We start from the raw sequence: 17,731 nt of genomic DNA on the forward strand, positions 1-17,731 counted from the left end.
CTTGCGCAGCTGCGATCATTCTTTCGGCGCGTAAAAAAGCCGGTTCATGAGACATCGCACCATCGGCGCGAGTTCGCCCGCGGCGAGCCCGGCGGGACCGTCGCCTTGAGCGACGAGCGTATCGGCGGCGAGGCCGTGCAGGTAGACGCCCGCAAGCGCCGCTTCGAAGGGCGGCAAACGCTGCGCGAGCAATGCGCCGATGAGGCCGCCGAGCACATCGCCGGTGCCGCCGGTGGCGAGCGCCGCGTTGCCCGTCGGGTTGATTGCGATACGTCCGTCGGGTGCGGCAATCACCGTGCCGCTGCCCTTGAGCACCACCACGGCCTCGAAGCGCGAAGCCAGCACTCGCGCCGACGCCAGCCGGTCGCGCTGCACCTCAGCCGTATCGACGCCAAGCAGGCGCGCGGCTTCGAGCGGATGGGGCGTCAGCACGCAGGGCGCGCCGCGCTTGCGCGCGTGTTCGTTGACGTGCGCGGCGAGGGCGTCGTCGCGGGCGATGAGATTGAGCGCGTCGGCGTCCAGCAGCACGGCGGCTTCGAGCCGCAGGATGCGCTCGACCAGTTGACGTGCGGTGGCGCTGCCGCCCATGCCGCAGCCCGCCGCGACCGCGCTCATCGCATCGAGCGCGAGCTTGCTAGCGCTGTGCAGCATGAGTTCCGGATGCGGTGCATCGTAGGGCGGCGCGTCGCTGCCCAGAAAGCCCACGTTGACCTTGCCCGCGCCCGAAAGCAACGCGGCGCGCGCTGCGAGGATCGGCGCGCCGCACATGCCGGTGTCGCCGCCGATCACCGCCAGCGTGCCGAAGCTGCCCTTGTGGGTTGCGAAGTCGCGCCCGGGCATGGATGGGCCAAACAGCGCCGTTGCGTTCAGCAAGGCGAAATGCGCGCTATCGAGGGAAATCGCTGTATCGATTCCCGCTGTATCGATCCCGATAGGCGCAACGCTCACCGCGCCCGCGTAATCGCGTCCCACGCCCGTGTAGAGACCCGGCTTCGCGCCGATAAAGGTGACCGTGTGGCTCGCGCGCACCGCCAGGCCGCCGCCGACCACGTTGCCGGTATCGCTGTCCAGACCGCTGGGCACATCGAGCGCCAGCACGTGAGCGTGGCTGCGCGTGCGCGCAGAAAGGCGTTTGGCCAGCTCTGCAAACACGCCGTCGAGCGCGCGCGTGAGTCCGATGCCGAACAGTCCGTCCACGAGCCAGCCGTAGGCGTCGAAAGAGACGGGCGGCGTCTGCGTGATCGGCACGCCGGCGGCGCGGGCCTCGGCGAGCGCCCAGCGCGCGTCATCAGGTTTCACTTCGATGGGCATGCAGACTTCGCAGTCGATGCCTGCGCGTTTGAGGGCGGCGGCGGCCACCAGCGCATCGCCGCCGTTATTGCCGGGGCCGGCTGCGAACCACACGGGCTTCGTGCTGAGCGCCGAGGGCGCATGCACGATCTGTTCGCGCAGAAAATGCGCTGCGGCGGCCCCGGCGCGCGCCATCAGCGTATGGGCGGGTAGCGACGCCTGGGCAGCGTGCTCGCGCTCGCGCAGTTGCGCGACCGTGAGCAAGGCCACCGCGCGGTCGTGCGGATTGACGAGGGTAGGGTGGGAAGGCGTGGCGTCTGTCATGGAGGCGGTGCGTGCGATCAAGCGATAGCACAACGATACCCGAGCGACGCCCGCCCGGGTTCTAGCGACGCCAATAGCCCGGATGGCTTTTAGCTACGTCCCGGCCAGAGCGCCTCAACCGTTTCGGCGGGCAGTTCCGGCGCGGTGCCGGACACCTGAGCGGCAATCAGTCGCGCCGAGCCGAGCGCCAGCGCCCAGCCCGCTGGGCCGTGCCCCGCGTTGACGAACAGGCGCGGACTGCCGGCGTTGCCCACGGCGGGCAGCCCATCGGCGGAGAGTAGTTTCATGCCTTCCCACGCGAGCGCCGCCGAGATGCGCGCCGCGCCCGGCGCCCAGTCGCGCGAGGCTTCGCCGAGCAGGGCGAGCGCTTCTTCGGTGAGCGCCTCGGGCAGCGCCTGGTCGAGCTGCTTGGCGCGCTGGAGCACCGCTCCCCCCGCGATGCGCAGGCGATGGTTGGTGCGCGTGACGACGATGCGCCGCGCCGCATCGACGAGCGTGGAGTTAGGCACGCATTCCTCGTGCGCGACCGGCGCGTTGAGCGTATGCATACGTACCGGGTAAAACGGCAGCTTGATGCCGAGCGGCGCGAGCAGCTTCGGCGTTTGCGCGCCCGCCGCGACCACCACGGCATCGGCGGAAATCACTTCGACGTCGCGGCGCTTGCCCACTTCCTCAGGGCGCGGCGCGAGTTCGACGGCCGCGCGCTGGCTTTCGACGCGAATCGCGCTAACCGTGCGCCCGGTCTCGAACTGCACGCCGCCGAGCGTATCGAGCGTCTGCTTGAGCTGCTTGACGAACAGCGGGCAGTTGGCGACGCGCGCGTGATCGAAACGCACCGCGCCCGCGAACGGCGGATCGGCGGGAATGGTGTGTTCGGCGGCCACGCATTCGTGGGGCGTCAGCACATGATGGGGCGTTTCGAAGCGGCGCAGCAGTTCCAGCGCGGGCTGGTTGAGCGACCATTCGTCGGTGGCGCGCACGAGGTAGAGCAGGCCTTCGCGCTGCTCGTACTCGAGCTGGAAACGGTTTTCGATATCGTCGAGCGACGCCTGGGCCGATTCGATCAGCGGGCGCAGCGTCGCGTAGCGCGCCGCGAACGCCTCGGAGCCGTGCAGCGTGGCGAGGCGCTTGACGAACGCGCGCGCCTGGCCCGTGAAGCCGGTTCTGGAGATCACGCCGCCCGAGGACTGCCGGCCGTTGCGCAGGAAGGTGGGGCCGAACCAGACGTCGAGCGGCGTCGGCAATACGACACCGCTATGACCGTAGGTCGCGCCTTGCGCGACGGTGGCGTGGCGCTCGACCACGCAGACGCGATGGCCCGCCGCGCGCAACTGGTAGGCGGTGGCGACGCCGGCAATTCCGCCGCCAATGACGATGACATCCATGATGATTCGATCTGCAGGCAGGCGTTGCGCCGTTGGCCGTCGTGGACCTGACGCCCTGCCGAAGAGGGTGAGACGTGCGGCGCGCGAAGCGCTGCGCCGATCGGGTGAAACGCGCAATCATAGCAGCCAATCGGGCGTCGTAGCCATGCGGGTGGCAGCGCCGGCGCGCCTTCCTGGTGGCCCGGCGGCGGCTTTCCGCGTGTGTCCAGCGCCTTGGTCAATCGCGAAAAAACGTCTGATGCAGCATGAATGAGGGCCACGTAGCTTTCTCGTATCGCGAAAAGGCGCGGGCAGGCGCTGCGCGCAGTGTTGTCGAACCGCCCCCAGGGCGGTCGGAGGGGGGCTTCCGGGTTATAATCGCGGTCTCCCTTCGCCTGACCGTCGCCACAGCCCCGCGCGACGCATCGCCACCTTGCGACGCAACCGCGCGAGGCGAAGCCGCGATGTAACCTCGACGCAACGCCCCAGTCCATGGCCCACTTCTCGTGTTTCCCCGGTGCTTCGGCCCTTTCCGACTTCCGTCAGACCCGCCTGCTCGACACGCTTCAGCGTATCGACGCCAATATCGTCGGCGTGCATGGCCAGTTTCTGCACTTCGTCAACTCGGCCACGCCGCTCTCCGCTGACGACAGCGCGAAGATCGAGGCGCTGATGCACTACGGCGCGCCGTTCGCGGCTCCCCAAGAGCGCGGCAGCGCAGTGACGTTCATGGTGGTGCCGCGCTTTGGCACGGTGTCGCCGTGGGCCTCGAAGGCCACCGACATCGCGCATCACTGTGGCCTCGACCAGGTACGCCGCATCGAGCGTGGCGTCGAATACACCGTGATCCTCAAGAGCGGCCTGCTCGGCGGCAAGAAGACGCTGTCGGACGACGCGCACGCGCAGGTTGCCGCCGCGCTGCACGACCGCATGACGGAAAACGTTGCGCCCTCGCGCGACGCCGCGCTGCATCTGTTCGACGAACTGCCGGCGCGCCCGATGCAGACCGTCGATGTGCTCGGCCACGGCCGCAAGGCGCTGGAAACGGCCAACGGCGAACTGGGCCTCGCGCTCGCCGACGACGAAATCGACTACCTCGTCGAGAATTTCACGAAGCTCGGCCGCAACCCGACCGACGTCGAACTGATGATGTTCGCACAGGCCAACAGCGAACACTGCCGCCACAAGATCTTCAACGCGAGCTGGACGATCGACGGTCAGGAGCAGGATCTGTCGCTGTTCGCGATGATCCGCAACACCGAAAAGATCAGCCCGCAAGGCACCATCGTCGCGTATTCGGACAACTCGTCGATCATGGAAGGCGCGGTGGCCGAGCGCTGGTTCCCGCGCAAGAACAACGCCGACGGCACGCCGGGCGAGCAGTACGGTCGCCACACCGAACTCACGCACACGCTGATGAAGGTGGAAACGCACAACCACCCGACCGCGATCTCGCCGTTCGCAGGCGCGGCCACGGGTGCAGGCGGTGAAATCCGCGACGAAGGCGCAACGGGCCGCGGCGCGCGTCCGAAGGCCGGTCTGACGGGCTTCACGGTATCGAATCTGGATCTGCCCGAAGCACGCGAATCGTGGGAAAACGCCCGCGACGCCGCTGTGCCGCTCGCGCACCGCAATCCGGCCGATCAACACGGCACGTACGGCCGCCCGGACCGCATCGCCTCGCCGCTGGACATCATGATCGACGGCCCGCTCGGCGGCGCCGCGTTCAACAACGAATTCGGCCGTCCGAACCTTGGCGGCTACTTCCGCGTCTACGAGCAGAACGTCGCGGGCACCGTGCGCGGCTACCACAAGCCGATCATGATCGCCGGCGGCATCGGCAACATCAGCGACCAGCACACCTTCAAGCACGACCTGCCCGCAGGCTCGCTGCTGATCCAGATCGGCGGCCCCGGCATGCGCATCGGCATGGGCGGCGGCGCGGCCAGCTCGATGGCGACCGGCACCAACACCGCCGAACTCGACTTCGACTCGGTTCAGCGCGGCAACCCGGAAATCGAGCGTCGCGCCCAGGAAGTCATCAACTCGTGCTGGCAGCTCGGCGAAGGTAACCCGATCCTCTCGATCCACGACGTGGGCGCGGGCGGTCTGTCGAACGCCTTCCCGGAACTCGTCGACGGCGCAGACAAGGGCGCACGTTTCGAGCTGCGCCAGGTCCAGCTCGAAGAATCGGGCCTCTCGCCGCGCGAAATCTGGTCGAACGAATCGCAGGAACGTTACGTTCTGGCGATCGCGCCGGCTGATCTGCCCGCTTTCGAAGCGATCTGCGCGCGTGAGCGCTGCCCGTTCGCGGTCGTGGGCGTCGCGACGGAAGAGCGCGAACTCAAGCTGATCGACACCGACGAAAAGGCGCTCGCCGCCAACGGCGGTCACCAGCCGGTCGACATGCCGATGGACATCCTGCTCGGCAAGCCGCCGCGTATGCACCGCAACGTCGAACACGCCAGCACGCCGCTCGTGCCGGTCGACGTCACGGGCATCTCGCTGGACGAAGTTGCGAAGAGCGTGCTGCGTCATCCGACGGTCGGCAGCAAGTCGTTCCTCATCACCATCGGCGATCGTACGGTGGGCGGCATGAACGTGCGCGACCAGATGGTCGGCCCGTGGCAGGTGCCGGTCGCTGACTGCGCGATCACCGCATTCGACTACGCCGGTTTCAAGGGCGAAGCCATGACGATGGCCGAGCGTACGCCGCTGGCCGTCATCAACGCGCCCGCATCGGGCCGCATGGCCGTGGGCGAGGCGATCACCAACATCGCATCGGCGCCCATCGCTTCGCTCGACAAGCTCAAGCTCTCCGCGAACTGGATGGCCGCGTGCGGCGCGCCGGGCGAAGACGCCGCGCTCTACGACACCGTCAAGGCGATCGGCATGGAACTGTGCCCGGCGCTGGGTATCGGCATTCCGGTCGGCAAGGATTCGCTGTCGATGCGCACGAAATGGAACGAAGAAGGCGTGGCGAAGGAAGTGGTCGCGCCGGTTTCGCTGATCATTTCGGCGTTCGCACCGGTCGAAGATGTGCGCCGTCACCTCACGCCGCAACTGCGCCGTATCGACGAAGTGGGCGAAAGCGTGCTGATCTCGATCGATCTGGGCCGCGGCAAGAACCGCATGGGCGGCTCGATCTTCGCGCAGGTCACGCAGCAGGTGGGCGACGACGCGCCTGACGTCGACAGCGCCGAAGACCTCAAGCAGTTCTTCAACGCGATCCAGAAGCTCAATGCTGACGACAAGCTGCTGGCGTACCACGACCGCTCGGACGGCGGCCTGTGGGCAACGGTCTGCGAAATGGCGTTCGCGGGTCACACGGGCGTGTCGCTGAACGTGGACATGCTCACGCTCGACGGCGAGCACGGCACGGACTTCGGCGACGCCAAGGACTGGGCGAAGCAGACCAGCGGCCGTCGCGACGACCGCACGCTGCGCGCGCTGTTCTCGGAAGAACTGGGCGCCGTGATCCAGGTGCCGGCAACGCAACGCGACGCCGTGATGGCGGTGCTGCGCGAGCACAACCTGTCGGTCTGCTCGAACGTGATCGGCTCGCTGAATAACCGCGACGCGATCGAAATCTACCGCGACGCCAAGCGCATCTACGAAGCGCCGCGCGCCGAACTGCATCGCGTGTGGAGCGAAGTGAGCTGGCGCATCGCGCGTCTGCGCGACAACCCGGCCTGCGCCGACGCCGAATACGACGCGCTGCTCGACGCCGCCGATCCGGGCATGCAGCCGCAACTGACCTTCGACGCGGCTGAAGACATCGCCGCGCCGTTCGTCAGCACGGGCGCACGTCCGCGCGTGGCGATCCTGCGCGAGCAGGGCGTGAACTCGCACCTCGAAACCGCCTACGCGTTCGACCGCGCCGGTTTTGATGCGCACGACGTCCACATGAGCGACCTGCTGGAAGGCCGCGCCACGCTGGCTGACTTCGCGGGCGCGGTGGCCTGCGGCGGCTTCTCGTACGGCGACGTGCTGGGCGCAGGCGAAGGCTGGGCCAAGACGATCCGCTTCAACGCGCAGCTCGCCGATATGTTCGCGGCGTTCTTCGGTCGCGAGGACACGTTTGCACTCGGCATCTGCAATGGCTGCCAGATGCTGTCGAGCCTCTCGTCGATGATCCCGGGCGCGGAAGCCTGGCCGAAGTTCACGCGCAACAAGTCGGAGCAGTTCGAAGCGCGCTTCTCGCTGGCCGAAGTGCAAAGCTCGCCGTCGATCTTCTTCGCCGGCATGGAAGGCTCGCGTATTCCGGTGGCGGTTGCGCACGGCGAAGGTTTCGCGGACTTCTCGCAGCAGGGCGACATCTCGAAGGTTGCCGTGGCGATGCGCTACGTCGATCACCGTGGCCAGGCCACCGAAGGCTATCCGTTCAACCCGAACGGCTCGCCGCAAGGCATCACCTCGGTCACGACCGCCGATGGCCGCTTCACCGTGCTGATGCCGCACATGGAGCGCGTGCACCGCACCGTGACGATGAGTTGGCACCCGGAAGGCTGGGGCGAAGCCAGCCCGTGGCTGCGTGCGTTCCAGAATGCGCGCAAGTGGGTGGGTTAAACATCGTTAGCGACGCCTGAGAGGGCGGCGCGACGCTGAATCCGGAAACCCCGGTCAGGTTCGCTACGGCGGATGTGACCGGGGTTTTTGTTTGGGCGTGCGGGGAATAGCGGGATTATTCGCCGCAAAAAATGCGGCGAATAGATTGTGCCTGCGGCGAATACGGGCCATAATCGCCGCATGAATAGCGGCGATTACCTCTACATCTGGCAGGGCGGCGACTGGCCACAGTGGCGCTTCAACATGACGGCGCTCGCGCAGCCTCTGGCCGAGGCGAGCCGTGCCCAAGGCTTGCTGCTGGGCCGGCTGTCCGATGTCGGCATGCGCCTGCGCGATCAGGCCAGCCTCGCGGCACTGACTGAGGACGTGATCAAGACCAGCGAAATTGAGGGTGAACGTCTGAGCGTGGCGTCGGTGCGCTCGTCGATAGCGCGCCGTCTGGGCGTCGATATTGGCGCATTGGCGCCGGTGGACCGTCACGTGGAAGGCGTAGTCGCGATGGTGCTGGACGCGACGGCCAACAACAGCCTTCCGGTCACGCGCGAACGGCTCTTCGGCTGGCACGCGGCGCTGTTTCCGACCGGCTACGCGGGGCTTTCGCGCATCAACGTCGGCGCGTGGCGCGACGATGCAACCGGGCCAATGCAGGTGGTGTCCGGGCCGATCGGCCGGCAGCGCGTGCATTTCGAGGCGCCGCCCGCACCCATGCTCGAACCGCAGTTGCAGCGCTTTCTCGAGTGGATCAACCAGCCCGCGGCCATGCCCTCGCTGATCAAGGCGGGGCTCGGGCATTTGTGGTTCGTCACGCTTCACCCGTTCGATGACGGAAACGGTCGCATCGCGCGAGCGATCGGCGATCTGCTTCTCGCGCGGGCGGACGGCGGCACGCAGCGCTTCTACAGTCTCTCTGCGCAGATCCAGCGCGAGCGCAAGGCGTACTACGAAATCCTCGAACGCACGCAGAAAGGCTCGATGGACGTGACGCAATGGCTGGCGTGGTTTCTCGACACCTTGCATAGGGCCGTCGATCAGGCGCAGGTCACTCTGGATTCGGTTCTCGTCAAGGCGCGCTTCTGGCATCAGTGGGCCGATACGCCGCTTAATGAACGACAGGCGAAACTGCTCAACAAACTGCTCGACGGTTTCGACGGCAAGCTTACGAGCAGCAAATGGGCTGCCATCGCCAAATGCTCGTCCGATACCGCCTTGCGAGATATCAACGATCTCGTCGCGCGCGGCATGCTGCGCAAGGCCGAAGGGGGCGGGCGTAGCACCAGCTACGAACTGACACCGCCAGAATGACAAAACCCCGCGCCTTCACAGGTCGCGGGGTTTTCTCGAAGCGTGAAAAAACGCTTACTGGATCTTCGCTTGCGCGCGCAGTTGCTTTTCAAACGCGAGCAGCTTTTCCTGCTGCAGCTGCTGGACGATCTGCGGGCGCACCTGCTCAAGCGGCGGCGGTGCGATCGCGCGGATGTCGTCGACACGGATGATGTGCCAGCCGAACTGCGTGTGCACCGGCGTATCGGTGATCTGGCCTTTCTGCAGCGAGGTTGCCGCAGCCGCGAATTCCGGCACATAAGCCTTCGGATCCGACCAGTCGAGGTCGCCGCCGTTCTTCGCCGAACCCGGGTCCTTCGAGTACTGCTTGGCCAGGTCTTCGAAGCTCGCGCCAGCCTTGATCTTGGCGATCAGGTCCTTGGCCTGCTGCTCGTCGGCGACGAGGATGTGGTGCAGATGGTATTCCTTGCCGCCGCCTGCGCCTTGCGTGACCTTGTCGTACATCGCCTTGACTTCGGCGTCGCTCGGCTGGTTGTTCTTGAGGAAGTCCTCGATCCACGCGTGCAGGATGACCTGCTGCTGCGCCATCGCCAGTTGTGCCTTCACGTCCGGACGATTCGGGATGCCCTGACGCGCCGCTTCCTGCATCAGCACTTCGCGGTTGATCAGTTCTTCACGCACGGCCTTTTGCAGATCCGGCGTGTCTTGCTGGCCCTGGGCCACGACCTGGGCGACGAGCGCGTTGGCGCGCGCGGTCGGAATCGGCGTGCCGTTCACCACGGCGACATTCTGCGCAAAGGCGGGAGTCGCCGCGCACGCAGCCAGCAACACCCAGAGACGGGTTTTCTTCAAGGTCATCGACAAATCCTGACAGAACGAATCAAAAGTGGGGCGAATCAGTGGGCTGGTGAGGCTTGCCAGCGAGGCTCACTTCGGGGGCTGCGCCGCGGCCTCTTCGGGCGTGAGCGCCGTGATCGCAAGCGCGTGAATGCCGCGCTGCATGGCCTCGGCCAGCGCATCATACACTAAGCGATGCCTTGCCACGCGGGCTTTCCCCATGAATGCGGCCGCAACGATCGTGACATGAAAATGACCACCCGCCGACGCACCGGCGTGGCCCGCATGCAGCGCGCTGTCGTCGCGCACGACGATCGAATCGACCGGTGCGAGCGCGGCCGTGAGGCGCGTTTCGATCAGCGCGAGACGTTCTGCTGCGCTGGCGTTGAGAAATACATCGCTCATTCTTCTTCCTTCATGTGACGCGACAGCCAGAGGCTCTGGCCGACGATGAACACGACCAGGATGCCGGTCGCGCCAAACAGCTTGAAGTCGACCCACGCATCAGTGGAGAAGTGGAAGGCGACGAACAGATTGAGAATGCCGAGCAGCGCGAAGAACACCGACCACACGAAGTTCAGTTGCGTCCACACGCGCTGGGGCAGGGAGATCTGCTTGCCCATCATCGCTTCGATGAGGTTCTTGCCGAACGCCACCTGCGAGACCAGCAGTACGACCGAGAAGGCCCAATACAGCACCGTGGGCTTCCACTTGATGAAGGTTTCGTCGTGCAGGATCAGCGTGGCGCCGCCGAACACGACGACGATGCCCAGCGACAGCCACAGCATCGGATCGACCTTGCGGTGACGGAACGCCACCCAGGCGATCTGCACGAGCGTTGCGACAATGGCCACGGTCGTGGCCGTGTAGATGCCCCACACCTTGAAGGCGACGAAGAACAGGATGATCGGGAACAGATCAAACAGAAATTTCATTATCGGCCTGGAGTCCGCAAAAAGAGCCCTGAAAAAGGGCGCGACGCGGTGATTCGGCACGCGCTCCCTCTTTTTTTCGAGGGGGAGCGCGGGCCTGCCCGCGTTACTTGGGCTCGAATTGTAGCGCAGCCGAATTGATGCAATACCGAAGGCCCGTCGGGGCCGGACCGTCTTCGAACACATGGCCCAGATGCGCGCCGCAATTCTTGCAGCGCACTTCGATGCGCAGCATGCCGTGCGAGCGGTCGGTGCGCTCTTCGATCACCTCGCCGTCGATCGGGCGGAAGTAGCTCGGCCAGCCGCAGCCGGAGTCGAATTTGGTATCCGATTCGAATAGCTTGGTGCCGCAGCAGACGCAATCGTAGATGCCGCGTTCATGGTGGTCCCAGTACTTGCCCGTGAAGGCGCGTTCGGTGGCGGCGTGGCGCGTGACCTGGTATTGCGTCGGATCGAGCTTGGCGCGCCATTCGGCGTCGCTCTTGTGGCCGGGGTAGGCGTCGGAGTTGTGGTCGTCCTGGCTCATGGCGGGTTCCTCGGGGTGGAAGGTCATCTATATGGGGCCGCGCTTACGAAGAACAACTGACTTCGAGCGAGCTGGCCCACGCGGGCGGCAGGGCCGCGTAGCTTTCGTTTTCCGGCTGCTCGTCGAAGGGGCGCTTGAGCACGTTGGCGAGGCGCTCGACTTCGCTGAAATCCTTCTGCGCCGCGCGTTCGATCGCCGTTTGCGCGAGGTGGTTACGCAGCACGAACTTCGGGTTCACGCGGTTCATTGCTTCGGCGCGCGCGGCGTCGTCGCGGGTTTCGTAAGCGAGGCGTGCGCGGTAATCCGTGGCCCAGGCGTCGAAGGCGGGGCGATCGAGGAACAGATCGCGCACAGTGGTATCGCCTTGCGCATCAAGCTTCGAAACACGTGCGAGGTTGCGGAACGTCAGCGTGAAATCGGCGCGGTTGGTGTTCATGATGTCGAACAGGCGGTTCGCGAGCTGATCGTCGCCTTCGCGGGCGTGTTCGAGGCCCAGCTTCGCGCGCATGCGGGCTTCCAGCGCGGGCGCGAAGTGCGACTTGAAGCGCTCGAGCACGGCTTGCGCGTCGGCCACGCAGCGCTCGCCGCGCGCTTTGTCATCGGCGATATCGTATTGCTGGCCAAACAGCGGCAGCAGCGCCTGCGCGAGGCAAAACAGATTCCAGTAGCCGATCTGCGGCTGCATGCGGTACGCGTAACGGCCTTGCGAATCCGAATGATTGCAGATGTGGTTCGCATCGAATCCGTCGATAAAACCGAACGGGCCGTAATCGATCGTGAGACCCAGGATCGACATGTTGTCGGTGTTCATCACGCCGTGGCAGAAGCCCACCGCCTGCCATTCGACCATCAGCGCCGCCGTGCTGCGCACCGCTTCGTCGAGCAGCGCGAGATACGGATCGTCGGCTTCGCGCAGATGCGGGTAGAAGCGGTCGATCACGTGATCGGCGAGCGCGCGCAATGCCTCGACGTTATCGTTCGAATAGAAGTGCTCGAAATGCCCGAAGCGCACGAAACTGGGCGACACGCGCGTGACGACTGCGGCGGTTTCCAGTTCCTCGCGGCGCACCGGCTGGTCCGAGCCGGTCACGGCGAGCGCGCGCGTGGTCGGAATGCCGAGGTGATGCATCGCTTCCGAACACAGGAATTCGCGGATCGACGAGCGCAGCACCGCGCGGCCATCGCCCATGCGCGAATAGGGCGTGCGGCCCGCGCCCTTGAGCTGCACGTCGAGGCGCTTGCCCGCGTGTTCGACTTCGCCGAGCATCAGCGCGCGGCCGTCGCCCAGCTGGCCTGCCCACACGCCGAACTGATGGCCCGAATAGACCGCCGCGTACGACATGGCGGCAGGCGAGCGCTCGCGCGTGAAGTTACCGCTGAAAAACGCGGCGAATGCCGGGTCGTTCACCGCGGCCGGATCGAGGCCGAGCAGCGCCGCCGTTTCTGGCGAACAACCGACCGTGTAGGGCGCGGGCAGCGGGGCGCCGGGCAGCTTCGTGTAGAAGGTCGCGCCGAGCGAGGCGAAGCTGGCGTCGCGCGGTGCGGTGAGCGCGCGCTCGAAATCGGCGAGCGGGCCGCTGGCCGGCAGGTTCGTGGCGGTCTGGGTCACTTGGGAATCGCTGGGGGAGGAATTCGGGCCTGGTGAAAACGACATGTTGAGCGCCTGTTGAATAGCCGATATTGTAAGTCCGCGCCCGCTGGCGTGCAGGACGCCGCCGCGAGCAACGTAAGACATTCCCTGGAACCTGAGACGAAGGCGGTCCACGACCGCAGCACACAACACAACGAGCTTTCCAGACATCCGAGTCGAGGAGACCGCCGTCCATGACCACGCCGATCACGCCCACCGCATCGCTGATGGGCCAGATGATGGACGTGCCGCTGCTGGTGTCGTCGCTGATTGCGCATGCGGCGCGCCATCATGGCAGCGCCCAGATCGTCTCGCGACGCATCGAAGGCGACATCCATCGCTATACGTATCGCGACTGCGAGGCGCGCTCGAAGCAGCTTGCGCAGGCGCTGATCGCGCTGGGCGTCGAGCCGGGCGAGCGCGTGGCCACGCTGGCCTGGAACGGCTACCGGCACATGGAGGCGTATTTCGGCGTAACGGGTTTCGGCGCGGTGTGTCACACGATCAATCCGCGCCTTTTCCCCGAGCAGATCGCCTGGATCGTCAATCACGCCGACGATCGCTACGTCCTCTTCGATACCACCTTCGCCGCATTGGTCGATACGCTTGCGCCGCAATGTCCGCAGGTGCGCGGCTGGATCGCGCTGTGCGACGAGGCCCATATACCGGTCATGCGCACGCCGGTGCTGTGCTACGAAACACTGCTCGCGGCGCAGGACGGCAATTACGAATGGCCGCTGCTCGACGAGCGCAGCGCCTCGAACCTTTGCTACACCTCCGGCACCACGGGCAATCCGAAGGGCGCGCTTTACACGCATCGCTCATCCGTGCTGCATGCGTATGCGGCCTCGCTGCCCGATTCGATCGGCTTATCCGCACGCGACGCCTTGCTGCCCGTCGTGCCGATGTTCCACGTCAATGCCTGGGGCATTCCGCACGCCGCGCCGCTCAACGGCACCAAGCTCGTGCTGCCCGGCAAGGATCTCGACGGCAAGTCGCTTTACGAGCTGATGGAAGCCGAAGGCGTGACCTGTTCGGCGGGCGTGCCGACGGTCTGGCTCGGCTTGCTTACGTATATGCGCGACGCGGGCGTGAGGTTTTCGACGCTCAATCGCACAGTGATTGGCGGATCGGCCTGTCCGCCCGCGATGATCCGCACGTATGAGGACGATTACGGCGTGCAGGTGATTCACGCGTGGGGCATGACGGAGATGTCGCCGCTCGGCACGCTCGCCAAGCTCAACTGGGAGCAGGCGCAAAGACCGCCTGCAGAACAACGCGCGCTGCTCGAAAAGCAGGGGCGCGTGATCTTTGGCGTCGATATGAAAATCGTCGGCGACGATGGGCGCGAGCTGCCGTGGGATGGCGTGGCGTTCGGCGATCTGCATGTGCGCGGGCCGTGGGTGATCGACCGGTATTTCCGGCAGGAAGGCGGTACACCTTTGGTCGATGGCTGGTTCCCGACCGGCGACGTCGCCACCATCGATCCGGACGGCTTTCTGCACATCACCGACCGCAGCAAGGACGTGATCAAGTCGGGCGGCGAATGGATCAGCTCGATCGAACTGGAAAATATCGCGGTGTCGCATCCGGCGATTGCCGAAGCGGCCTGCATCGCCTGCGCGCATCCGCGCTGGACCGAGCGGCCGCTGATCGTCGCGGTCAAAAAGCCGGGCGCGGACGTCACGCGCGAAGAACTGCTGGCCTTCTTCGATGGCAAGGTCGTGAAGTGGTGGCTGCCCGACGATGTGGCTTTCGTCGACGAACTCCCGCACACCGCCACCGGCAAGCTGCAAAAACTCAAGCTGCGCGAGCAGTTCCGCGATCACGTTTTACCGACGGCGCTCGCTGCCGCTCAGGATTGCCCGATGGAGCCGCTCGACGTGGCTAAGGAAGCGGGCGGCGGCGCGGCCGATCACAGCAAATCCGCTCTGCTGCGTGACTGATTTCACGTTTCAACCCTTTCTCCGGCGCGGCCTTCGGGCTGCGTTTTTTTTCGCCATTTTTCGGCATGTTTTTCGGACTGTTTATCGGGCTATGAAGCGCCTCGGTACAAACCCCGACGTCCCACCGCAAGAAAAAAATGGAACGAGCGTGCGTTTTTCGGTATTCTGCCTGCTGACCGGGAATGTCGGACAATGAAGCCGGCGACGCACAACGCGGCCCGCATGCATGGAGGCAGGCAAATGGTAGTGGACAACGCGGCAGTGAATTACACGATTCGCGACGGCGTCGCCGTCATCACGCTCAACAATCCGCCCGTCAACGGCCTGGGTCTCTCGACCCGCACCGGCATCGTCGAGGGCCTTGCGCGCGCCAACAGCGATCCGGCGGTGACGGCCATCGTCATCACGGGCGCAGGCAAAGCCTTCTCGGGCGGCGCCGACATCACCGAATTCAACACGCCCAAGGCAACCCAGGAGCCCACGCTTCACACCGTCATCAAGGAAGTGGAAAAGAGCGCCAAGCCGGTCGTGGCGGCGATCCACAGCGTGGCTATGGGCGGCGGGCTGGAACTGGCGCTGGGCGCGCATTACCGTGTGGCCGCTCCTGGCGCGCAGATCGCGCTGCCGGAAGTGAAGCTCGGCATCCTGCCGGGCGCGGGCGGCACGCAACGCCTGCCGCGCGCCATCGGCCTCGAACCCGCGCTCAACATGATCGTCAGCGGCGCACCGGTGCCGAGCGAAAAGCTCGCGAAATCGGGTCTGTTCGACGCGATGATCGAAGGCGATCTGCTCACCGAAGCCGTCGCGTTCGCCCGCAAGGCCGCCGACAAGCAAGGCCCGCATCCGCTGGTGCGCAACCGCAAGATCGAGCATCCGAACGCCGAAGGTTTCCTGCAGTTCTCGCGCAACACCGTCGGCGCGATGTCGAAGAACTATCCCGCTCCGGTGAAGTGCATCGACGCCATCGCGGCGGGCGTGAAGCAGGGCTTCGACAAGGGTCTCGCCTTCGAGCGTGAGTGCTTCATCGAACTGGTGCAGACGCCCGAATCGCATGCACTGCGCCACGCCTTCTTCGGCGAGCGCGCCGCCAGCAAGATTCCCGATGTGCCGTCGAGCACGCCGGTGCGCGATATCCAGAAGATCGCGGTGATCGGCGCGGGCACGATGGGCGGCGGCATCACCATGAACTTCCTCAACGCGGGCGTGCCGGTCACGCTGCTGGAAACGAAGCAGGAAGCGCTCGATCGCGGCCTGGCCACGATCCGCAAGAACTACGAAGCGCAGGTCAAGAAGGGCAAGCTCACGCAGGAGAAGGTTGAAACGCGCATGGCGCTGATCAGCCCGACGCTCTCCTACGACGATCTGAGCCAGGCCGATCTCATCATCGAAGCCGTGTTCGAAGAACTCGGCGTGAAGGAGCAGGTGTTCAAGCGCCTCGATGAAGTGGCGAAACAAGGCGCGATTCTGGCCTCGAACACCTCGACGCTCGACGTCGACAAGATCGCCGCATTCACGAAGCGTCCGCAGGATGTGGTCGGTCTGCACTTCTTTAGCCCCGCTAACGTGATGAAGCTGCTGGAAGTCGTGCGCGGCAAGGATACGGCCAAGGACGTGCTCGCCACGGTCATGCAGGTCGCGAAGAAGATCCGCAAGACGGCGGTGGTGTCGGGCGTGTGCGACGGCTTCATCGGCAACCGCATGATCGAGCAGTACGTGCGCCAGGCGCTCTATATGCTCGAAGAAGGCGCGCTGCCGGCGCAGGTCGATCGCGCAATCGAGAAGTTCGGCTTTGCGATGGGTCCGTTCCGCATGAGCGATCTGGCGGGCAACGATATCGGCTGGGCGATCCGCAAGCGTCGCTATCAGGAAAAGCCGGACCTCAAGTATTCGAAGATCGCCGACCGTCTGTGCGAAACGGGCCGCTTCGGCCAGAAGACCGGCGCGGGCTGGTACGACTACAAGGCGGGCGAGCGCAACGCGCTGCCGTCGAAGCTTGTCGATGACATGATCGTCGCGTACTCGAAGGAAACGGGCGCAGAGCGTCGCAAGATCAGCGACGACGAAATCGTCGAGCGCCTGGTGTTCGCGCTGGTGAATGAAGGCGCGAAGATCCTGGAAGAAGGCATTGCGTCGAAGGCGTCGGACGTCGACATGGTCTATCTCACGGGCTACGGCTTCCCGCTGTGGCGCGGCGGCCCGATGCTCTACGCGGATACCGTGGGCCTGTACAACGTGGCGCGCTCGATTCGCCGCTACGCTGCGCAGCCGAACGGCGACGCGTGGGAGATCGCGCAGTCGCTGGCCGATAAGGCCGACAACGGCGGCACGTTCAACTAAGCGTTCAACCAAGCGCACATACGAGCGCAACCATCGGACGGACATCATGAGAAGCGCAGACGACGTGCTCCTGTTGATCGACCTGCAATACGACTTCATGCCGGGCGGGGCGCTGGCCGTCGCGCAGGGCGATGAAGTCGTGCCGGTCGCCAACCGGCTCGCGCAGGGCTTTAAGCACGTGGTGCTGACGCAGGACTGGCACCCGGCGGAGCACGTGTCGTTTGCAGCGAATCACGCAGGACGCGAGCCCTTCGAGACGACCACGCTGCCGTACGGCGAGCAGGTGCTGTGGCCGACGCATTGCGTGCAGGACACGCACGGCGCGGCGCTGCACAGCGACCTGGACGTGCCGCACGCGCGCGCGCTGATCCGCAAGGGTCATCACGCGAACGTGGACAGCTATTCTGCGTTTCTCGAAGCCGACCGCACGACGCCCACGGGCCTCGCGGGCTATCTGCGCGAGACCGGTGCGAAGCGCGTTTATTGCTGCGGACTGGCGACCGACTATTGCGTCGCGTGGTCCGCGCTCGATGCGCGCGCCGCCGGTTTCGAGACCGTGCTGATCGAAGACGCTTCGCGCGCCATCGATCTGAACGGCTCGCTGGCTGCCGCGTGGGCGCAACTGGAGGCTGCGGGCGTGAAGCGCGCGCAGTCCGCCGATGTGCTCGCGGGCCGGGTCTGACCTGACTGGGCCT

The 17,731-nt window shown here is 65.6% G+C and carries 12 protein-coding genes; 5 read left to right on the forward strand and 7 right to left on the reverse strand.

The features are described from left to right. Positions 1-15 precede the first annotated feature (15 nt). Positions 16-1,614 carry an NAD(P)H-hydrate dehydratase gene (locus tag F3J17_RS30065; RefSeq protein ID WP_167068019.1) on the reverse strand — a complete coding sequence of 533 codons (1,599 nt, stop codon included), beginning with the start codon at positions 1,612-1,614 and terminating at the stop codon, positions 16-18. A gap of 89 nt (positions 1,615-1,703) precedes the next feature. After that, positions 1,704-2,999, reverse strand: a complete 1,296-nt coding sequence (locus tag F3J17_RS30070) for an FAD-dependent oxidoreductase (protein WP_167068022.1) — start codon at positions 2,997-2,999, stop codon at positions 1,704-1,706. Positions 3,000-3,470: 471 nt separating this feature from the next. On the opposite strand from F3J17_RS30070, the gene purL reads away from it, so the two are divergent. Together purL and F3J17_RS30080 are read left to right on the forward strand one after the other, a co-directional pair. Continuing rightward, the gene (gene purL, locus F3J17_RS30075) at positions 3,471-7,547 is read left to right on the forward strand and encodes a phosphoribosylformylglycinamidine synthase (protein ID WP_167068025.1); all 4,077 of its coding nucleotides are present in this window, start codon (positions 3,471-3,473) and stop codon (positions 7,545-7,547) included. Positions 7,548-7,727: 180 nt separating this feature from the next. Beyond that, positions 7,728-8,849, forward strand: a complete 1,122-nt coding sequence (locus F3J17_RS30080) for a Fic family protein (protein ID WP_167068028.1) — start codon at positions 7,728-7,730, stop codon at positions 8,847-8,849. Between the two features lie 54 nt (positions 8,850-8,903). On the opposite strand, the gene F3J17_RS30085 is transcribed toward F3J17_RS30080, so the two are convergent. The 5 genes from F3J17_RS30085 to F3J17_RS30105 form a co-directional block, all read right to left on the reverse strand. Continuing rightward, the gene (locus tag F3J17_RS30085) at positions 8,904-9,686 is read right to left on the reverse strand and encodes a peptidylprolyl isomerase (protein ID WP_167068031.1); all 783 of its coding nucleotides are present in this window, start codon (positions 9,684-9,686) and stop codon (positions 8,904-8,906) included. Between the two features lie 69 nt (positions 9,687-9,755). Then, positions 9,756-10,070, reverse strand: coding sequence for a BolA family protein (locus F3J17_RS30090; protein ID WP_167068034.1), 315 nt, complete (start codon positions 10,068-10,070; stop codon positions 9,756-9,758). Continuing rightward, entirely contained in the window at positions 10,067-10,600 is a 534-nt protein-coding gene (locus tag F3J17_RS30095) for a septation protein A (RefSeq protein ID WP_167068037.1), read from the reverse strand. Before F3J17_RS30095 ends, F3J17_RS30090 begins: the two co-directional genes overlap by 4 nt. A gap of 103 nt (positions 10,601-10,703) precedes the next feature. Further along, entirely contained in the window at positions 10,704-11,123 is a 420-nt protein-coding gene (gene msrB, locus F3J17_RS30100; protein ID WP_167068040.1) for a peptide-methionine (R)-S-oxide reductase MsrB, read from the reverse strand. 43 nt (positions 11,124-11,166) lie between these two features. Continuing rightward, positions 11,167-12,777, reverse strand: a complete 1,611-nt coding sequence (locus F3J17_RS30105) for a protein adenylyltransferase SelO (RefSeq protein ID WP_167068043.1) — start codon at positions 12,775-12,777, stop codon at positions 11,167-11,169. Positions 12,778-12,947: 170 nt separating this feature from the next. Here F3J17_RS30105 and F3J17_RS30110 point away from each other — a divergent pair, with 170 nt between their 5' ends. The 3 genes from F3J17_RS30110 to pncA all read left to right on the forward strand — a co-directional run bounded on the left by F3J17_RS30110 (position 12,948) and on the right by pncA (position 17,718). After that, positions 12,948-14,699: a 3-(methylthio)propionyl-CoA ligase gene (locus tag F3J17_RS30110; RefSeq protein ID WP_167068046.1), complete on the forward strand. Its 1,752-nt coding sequence runs from the start codon at positions 12,948-12,950 to the stop codon at positions 14,697-14,699. 240 nt (positions 14,700-14,939) lie between these two features. Continuing rightward, positions 14,940-17,036 carry a 3-hydroxyacyl-CoA dehydrogenase NAD-binding domain-containing protein gene (locus F3J17_RS30115; RefSeq protein ID WP_167068049.1) on the forward strand — a complete coding sequence of 699 codons (2,097 nt, stop codon included), beginning with the start codon at positions 14,940-14,942 and terminating at the stop codon, positions 17,034-17,036. Positions 17,037-17,082: 46 nt separating this feature from the next. After that, positions 17,083-17,718 (forward strand): bifunctional nicotinamidase/pyrazinamidase, encoded by a 636-nt coding sequence (gene pncA / locus F3J17_RS30120; protein ID WP_167068052.1) that lies wholly within the window; start codon positions 17,083-17,085, stop codon positions 17,716-17,718. Positions 17,719-17,731 lie beyond the last annotated feature (13 nt).

The organism is Burkholderia sp. Ax-1719, assembly GCF_011753055.1.
Taxonomy (GTDB): Bacteria; Pseudomonadota; Gammaproteobacteria; order Burkholderiales; family Burkholderiaceae; genus Paraburkholderia.